This is a genomic window from Jiangella rhizosphaerae, assembly GCF_003579925.1.
Lineage (GTDB): Bacteria > Actinomycetota > Actinomycetes > Jiangellales > Jiangellaceae > Jiangella > Jiangella rhizosphaerae.
In genome coordinates, this window is the sequence record NZ_QUAL01000357.1 from 1 (window position 1) to 7213 (window position 7213).

Annotated in this window: 4 protein-coding genes; 2 read left to right on the forward strand and 2 right to left on the reverse strand. The window is 73.1% G+C overall.

The features are described from left to right. On the forward strand, window positions 1-1498 hold a 1498-nt coding region (locus DY240_RS25030; RefSeq protein ID WP_147375516.1), incomplete at its 5' end, for a tetratricopeptide repeat protein. A gap of 70 nt (window positions 1499-1568) precedes the next feature. Here the strand turns inward: DY240_RS25030 and DY240_RS25035 are convergent. Further along, window positions 1569-2120 (reverse strand): class I SAM-dependent methyltransferase, encoded by a 552-nt coding sequence (locus tag DY240_RS25035; RefSeq protein ID WP_158602993.1) that lies wholly within the window; start codon window positions 2118-2120, stop codon window positions 1569-1571. 70 nt (window positions 2121-2190) lie between these two features. Here DY240_RS25035 and DY240_RS25040 point away from each other — a divergent pair, with 70 nt between their 5' ends. Then, window positions 2191-3072, forward strand: a complete 882-nt coding sequence (locus tag DY240_RS25040) for a LysR family transcriptional regulator (protein WP_119662419.1) — start codon at window positions 2191-2193, stop codon at window positions 3070-3072. A gap of 24 nt (window positions 3073-3096) precedes the next feature. Here DY240_RS25040 and DY240_RS25045 read toward each other — a convergent pair whose 3' ends face one another. Beyond that, window positions 3097-7089 carry a metallophosphoesterase family protein gene (locus tag DY240_RS25045; protein ID WP_119662420.1) on the reverse strand — a complete coding sequence of 1331 codons (3993 nt, stop codon included), beginning with the start codon at window positions 7087-7089 and terminating at the stop codon, window positions 3097-3099. Between the last annotated feature and the right edge of the window lie 124 nt (window positions 7090-7213).

Genomic DNA, 7213 nt, shown 5'->3' on the forward strand with positions numbered 1-7213 from the left:
GGCCACGCGGCCGGCCTGGCCGCTCGCGCACCTGCGCGACCGCCTCGCCGGCCCCGGGCGGCTGGCGGAGCTGCGGCTGGACGGCCGCTCGGTCCGGGCGGCGCTCGACGCGACCACGAGCACGCTCGATCCGTCCGACGAGGCCCGGTTCCGCGCTCTGGGGACGCTGCCGGCCGACCTCGTCGACGTCGAGTCCGCGGCCGTGCTCTGGCAGGCCGGCCGCGCCGAGTCCCGCGACCTGCTGGAGCGGCTCTGCGACGTGCGGCTGCTGGAGCCCGCGACACCGGACTGCTACGGCTGGCACGGCCTCATTGGCAGCTACCTCCGCGACGATCCGGTGCGCAGCGATCCAGCGAGCGCCCGCCGTGTCCTGCGCCAGGCGCTCGCGTCGCTGGCCAACGCGCGCGATCGGCTGCGGCCCGGCGACCGCCCGCACCATCCGATCGTCGCCGCCGTCGTCGGCTCCGACGACACCGCCGGCGTCACGTTCGCGGACCGAACCGACGTGCATGCCTGGGTGCATCCGCGCAGCGCGCTGTTCCTCGGGCTCGCCCGCGACGGCCTGCGCTCGGGCGACGACGACCGTGCCGTCGAGGCCGCGGCGCTGGCCGTTCACTTCGACTCCGTCGTCACCGAGTGCTGTACCGCGCACGAGGTGTCCGCCGGCCTGCTCCGCGTCGTCACCACCACACCGCTGCCGCCGAGCGCGGAGCACTTCCTGGCCGCGGCGCGGCACAACCTCGCCTCCACCCTCGCCGACCAAGGCCGGCTGGCGGAGGCGCACGACGCCGCCGAGCAGGCGATCGCCACCTGGCGGCGGCTCGGCGACCGCTACGGCGAGGCCGCCATGCTCAACAACCTCGCCCTCCTGCACGGCCGCTCGGGCGACTACACCGCCGCGGCCGCGGTGATGCGCCGCTGCATCGACGCCGCCGACGCGCTGCCCCTCGTGCTGCGGGCCCGCACCATGCGCAACCTGGCGTATCTCCTCGCCCGCGACGGTGACGCCGAGGGGGCGACGGACATGCTGACGGCCGCGCGGGAGCTCCACGCCCACGTGCCGGGCTCGTACGAGTGGTACGACGCCCTCAGGATCGAGGCCCACGCCCGGCTCGCGGCCGGTGAGCCGGCCGCGGCGATCACGTCGGCCCGGGCGGCGCTCGGAGCGGCCCGCGAGATGCGCTCCGTCCGGCTGATGGCCCAGTCGACCGTCCTCCTGGCCAGGGCGCGTCGGCTGGCCGGCCAGGACAGCCGGCACAGCGCCGCCGAAGCGCTGCAGCGTCTGGCCGAGACGGGCGTGCAGGACGTCCAGACGACCTGCGAGGCTCTGGCCGAGCTGGCCCACGCGCACCGCGCCTCGGGTGACCTCGCGAGCGCGGACGCGTGCGTCGACGAGGCGTCCCGGCTGATCGACCTGGCCGGGAACGCCGGCACACGGTGGGCCGACGAGCTGCTCGGCCAGTTCGTGACCGTTCACGCAGCGTCGGGCGATGGGTGAGCGTTTGGTGTTGCCGGGGCAACACCAAACGTTCACCCATCGAGGCGCATGCCGGTACCTGGCGGTTCTCCTAGGCCGGAGGACGCGGTTCGGCGACGACCTGCAGGCCGAGCACCGATTCGGCGTCGCGCACGGACTCGTCCTCGAGATAGCGGTGCAGGTACGGGACCCGGGCGAGCGACGTGATGGCGAACCGCCTGGCCACGGCTTCGACCATGGCGGTTCCGGTGTGGTACTCGCGGTGCCGCTCCTTCCAGCGCGGCAGCGAGCCGGGTGCGGCGTAGAAGCGGTCGGCGATGGCGTCGTCGGCGTACTCGTGCGCGAACTCGTCGAGCAGCAACCGGCCGCCCGGCCACAGCAGGGAGCGGGTGGTGTCGAGGGCGCTGTCCAGGTCCGCCACGTGGTGCAGCGACAGCGAGAAGACGACCGCGTCGTAGGGAGCGTCGCGGAAGCCGCAGATGTCGGCGATCCGCACGCCCGGCCGGGCGAGCGCCGGGTCGATGTCGATCGCGGTGACCTCGTACCCGCGGGCGCGCAGCCGGTCCGCCAGTGCGCCGTCGCCGCAGCCCGCGTCGAGGACCCGTGCCGGGCAGGCTGGGAGGTGGCCGTCGAAGAAGTCCATGCCTCCACCCTGCGGGCCGCGAGCCATCACCACAACTGCAGGTTGAGCAGAGGAGGTATACGTTCGACGCATGCTGGAGACGTGGTCGCTGCGGGTGCTGGTCGAGGTCGCGGAGCGCGGCTCGTTCTCGGCGGCGGCGAACGCGCTGACGATGACCCAGCCCGCCGTCTCGCGGCAGATCGCCGCGCTGGAGCACAGGGTCGGCGTCGCGTTGTTCCGCCGGGTCCCGCGCGGGGTCGCACCCACCGCCGCGGGCACCATCGCCATCGACGAGGCGCGCGCGATCCTCGGCCGGTTGGCGGGCATGGAGGCCCGACTGGGGGCGTTCGCTGAGCTGCGCACCGGTCTCGTGCGCGTCTCGGCCTTCCCCAGCGCCAACACCGAGTTCGTGCCCGAGGCGATCCGGCGCTTCAGCGACCTCTACCCCGGCGTCGACGTCAGCCTGGTGGTCGGCGGATGGCGGGCGATCCGCTCCGGCGACGTCGACGTCGCGCTGGTCACCGACTGGGACCGGGTCGACGACGACGGCGTCGCCCTGGTGCCGCTGCTGGAGGAGGAGCACCGGGTGGCGCTGCCGGCCGAGCACCGCCTGGCCGGGCTGACGACGGTCCCGCTGCGCGAGCTGCGCGGCGAGACGTGGATCGAGGGCAGCCACCCGGACTGCCTCGGACCGCTGGAAGGTCTGGAGAAGGCGCTCGGCGGGCCGCCCCGCATCGGCTTCACCTGCGACGACTGGACGGGCAAGCAGGCGCTGGTCGCGGCCGGCATGGGTGTCACCATCATCTCGACGCTGGCCGGCTCGGCTGTGCGCCCCGACGTCGCGCTGCGCCCGGCCTCCCCCGCCCTGCCGCGACGGCACGTCCTCGCCGCCGTCGCCCCACCGGCGACGAGGACCGCCGCGGCGAGCGCGATGCTGATTGTGCTGACCACGCTCGCCGCCGGCTACCACTGACGCACCCCCCGCTGGAGGGAACGCCTACTCCTCCGGCGCCTCCTCAGGCTCGAACGGCGCGAAGTAGGGCCACAGCGGCGCGTCCGGACCCCACGCCCCCGGCCGGCCGGCGGCGTCGGCCGTCGTGAAGGCGGCGGGCGCCGACGCGGTGACGCCGCCGCCGGCGCTGTGCGCCGTGACGATCCACGCGTAGGTCGTGCCCGGCTCCAGCCCCGTCCAGTCCACCGAGGCGACGGAACCGGACGGCACGGTCACCTCGCCGAGCGACTCCGCCGGGGCGTAGAGGGCGATCGCGTCGGTCTGGAACGTGGTGGTGCGGGTCTGCAGGTCGACCGGCAGCACCATGTTGTCCTCGTCGCCGTTGTACCGGCCGTTGGTGTCGAACTCGGTCGCCCCGAAGTCGGCCAGCAGCGGCGAGTACGTGTCGACGATGAGCTCGGACCGGTCGACGTCGAACTGCAGCAGCCGGAAGAAGCTGGCGCCGAACTGCAGCTGGTCGTCGGGCTCGTACCCGCCGATCTCGGTGAGCCCGAGCCGCTCGGCGGACACCGTGTAGAACTGGTAGTCCGCCAGCAGCTCGACGACGCCGCGCGTGATCTCGGTGCCGACCTGCGGCTTGATGTTCGTCGCCACGCCGTGCTCGTGGCCGGCCAGCACCAGGAATACGTTCGGGTTGGGCTCGACCACCCGTCGGAACAGCATCGCCCCGTCCGGCCCCGAGAAGCCGGCCGTGCGCCCGTCGGGCTGCGTCGACGGCACCAGGTAGTCGTGCGAGAGCAGGATGCCGTTGCGGTCGGGGAACCGCTCGAAGACCGAGTCGGCCCACTCGGCCTCCTCCTTCGTGACGCCGTACGAGAGGCCGACCACGACGAAGTCCAGGCCGCCGGCCGAGAAGAGGTCGTAGTGGTTCTGGTTGTCGCCCTCGCGCCACGGGCCGCCGTACGACGCGTGCTCCCACTGGTCGTCCGCGGCGGCGTACCGGTCGGGGCCGTAGTACTGGTTGTACAGCGCCTCCGGCCCGTTCTCGCGGCCGGACTGGTTGTCGTGGTTGCCGGCGATGACGCCGTTCGGGATGCCGGCGCCGTCGAGCACGCCCTGCTGTTCGGAGGAGAACTCGAACTCGCCGACGATCTGCCGGCGCATCGGCTCGTCCAGCGGCGGCCGGATGTTGTTCTCGATGATGTCGCCGGTGTGCGCCGCGTAGGCGATCTTCCGCTCCGCGGCGTTGTCGACGACCCAGTCGACGATGCCCTGGTAGGCCGACGCCCAGACGGCCCGCTCCTCCGGCGTCTCCTGCTCCACCGCGCCCTCGGAGATGTACTGGGTGTCGGTGAAGTGGACGATGGAGAAGTCGTAGGTGTCGGGGTCGGCGAAGCCGTTGGGGTCTCCGGGCTCGATGTCGTCGGCGAACGGGTCCTCGGCGGTGACCAGCACGTGCACCCGCTGCCGGTCGACGTAGCGCTGCTCGACCGTCCCGGACAGGACGGTGCTGCCCTCGACGGCGCCGCGAGCGGTCGCGACGACGTCCCACGCCTGCGTCTCGGTGTTCCAGGCGTGCAGCGAGACCAGCCGCTCGGGGTCGACGACGCCCTCCCAGCGCAGGAACGGCGCGTCGACGTTGCGGCGGACCCGGATGTCGAACCGCTGGTAGGTGATGTCGCGGCTGGTCGGCGCCGCGATCGTGCGCCCGTCGAGCGGTGCCAGATCCTTGGTCGGGACCGGCCGCTCCCCCGGCACCCGCAGCGTGGTCGGCATGGCGGCCGTGCTGCCCTGCCATGCGATGTCCGCGGTGGCCACCTCGGCGCGCGCGAACGACGTGGTCACGTCGCCTCCGCCGGGCGTGGCCACCTCGGCCGACAGCGTCACGGACTCGCCGACGCCGGTGGAGCCGGACGCCGGGGCCAGTTCCGCCGGGACGTCGGGGATGCCGGCGCTGGTGAAGACGATCTCGCGGACGGCGGTGTTGCCCATGACGTCCGTGCCGGTGACCGACAGCGTGTGCTCGCCCGGCATCAGGCCGGGGCCGATCGGCTGGCCGAGCGCGACAGCGGTGCCGTCGAGCGCCACCTCCGGGCCGGACAGCACGCCGGAGGCGTCGCCGAGCTCGACGTCGAGCACCACCGACGACGTGATCGTCTCGCCGGCGGCCGGCGTGCTCGCCGTCACCTCGGGCGCGGTGTTGTCGGTGACCAGCAGCCGGGTGGCGACCTCGCCGGTGGTGGACGACGCGGCGATGGTGTGCTCGCCGTCTGGCAGCGCCGGCGTGTCCAAGTCGGCGCGGATGCCGCGGGCCGGCGCGTCGACGAGGAAGTGCAGGTCGATCTCGCGCAGCGGGTTCACCGTCGAGCCGCAGTCGCCGTCGCCCATCCCGTAGCTGGGCTGCGCGCGGTGCTGCGTCGCCGTCCCCTCCGCCGGCGTGAGCGTCACGTTCGAGACGGTGTAGTCGTCGCGGTTGTCGCCGCAGCTGGTCGGGAACGTCCCGGTGACGAGGTCGATCGTGTTCCAGCCCGGCACCAGCCACTCGTTCGGGACGGTGATCTCCACGCGCTGGCTGACGTAGTCGCCGCCCAGGTCGACCTTCATGCCGTTGACCAGCAGGTAGCTGTGGTAGCGCGTCTCCATCGAGTTGGTCCCGATGTCGAAGGCGACCACGGCCAGGCCGGAGCCGAGGGTCGGGCGCAGCTGCGACGCCGGCGCGTCGATCGTGTAGTGCAGCTCGACCTCGCGCAGCGCCGTCGTGCTGGTGCCGCAGGAACCGTCGCCCATCGTGTAGGACGGCGCGATGTCGCGGCCGGTCGCGGTGCCGTCGGCGACGACGAGCTGCAGGTTGGCGATGGTGAAGTCGTCGCGGTTGACGCCGCACGACTCCTGCCGGGCGCCGGTGACGACGGTGATGACGTTGTCGCCGGGGTGCAGGTACTGGTTCGGGATGGCGAAGTCGACCCGCCGGCCGGCGTGGTCGCCGCCGAGGTCCAGCCGCTTGCCGTTGACCAGCAGGTGGTTGTGGAAGCGCACGTCGATCGAGTTCGTGCCGACGTCGAAGCTGAACGTGGCGACGCCTGCGCCGAGCGTCGGCCGCGTGACCGGCTCGGCGCCGTCGACGGTCAGCTCCGGCACCGCGCCGGGCGTGCCCGCGGGGAACGAGGCGACGACCGGCTGGGTGCCGGACGCGAGCGTCCCGTCGGCCGGGGCGATGTGCGGCGCGCCGGTCGGGGCGTTGTTCACCGTGACGGTGTGCGCGGTGGCGGCGCCGGAGGCGGTCCGGGCGACGATCTCGTGCGGCCCGTTCGCCAGCGTCGTCGTGTCGACCTCGGCCTTGAGCCCCGTGGTGCGCTGCGGGTCGCCGTCGATGACGAAGGTCAGCTCGGCGCGCAGCAGCAGCGACGTGTTCGAGCCGCAGTTGCCGTCACCGAAGGCGTAGGTGAACTCGTTGGCGTCGCCGTCCGCCGGCCCATCTAGCAGGTCCAGCGTGAACTCGGAGAGGATGAAGTCGTCGTGGTTGACGCCGCAGCTCGTGGTGATCGTGCCGGCGACCACCTCGACGGTGTTCTCGCCGGGCACCAGGTGCTCGTTCGGGATCTCCAGGCTCACCCGCTGGTTCACCGCGTCGCCGAGATCGATCCGGTGCGTGCCGTTGATCAGCACGTGGTTGCCGTAGCGCGCCTCGGTCGAGTTGCTGCCGACGTCGAAGCTCAGCGTCGAGGCGCCGACCGTCGGGGTGCCCTGCACCGGAGTGCCGTCGATGGCGAGGCTCGTGACGTCGTCGTCGGCCGTGACCGGCTCGGACGCGACGGTGACGGTGCCCTCCAGGTACGCGCCATCGGCCGGCGTCAGCGTCGGCGGCTGCCCGGCGTCGCGGCCGCGGTCCTCGGCGTCAGCCGTCGCGGCCGGCTCGTCGGACGCGGCCGTCACCGCGTACGAGGCCGGCCAGGTGACGCCGACGAGGACGGCGGCCAGCGCGGCCGCGGCCAGGCCGGCCCTTCTCTTCCGTCTACCGGCACGTGGGGGCAGCGTCATCGGCGGGCCTGTGCTCTCGGGGTCCGTGGGGAAAAGCGCCCCGAATCGTCTCGATCGCCGGAGACCGCCGCCGATCCGGCCGACGAAACGTCGGTGACCGTTGCGTGAACCTTTGTCCCCCCCC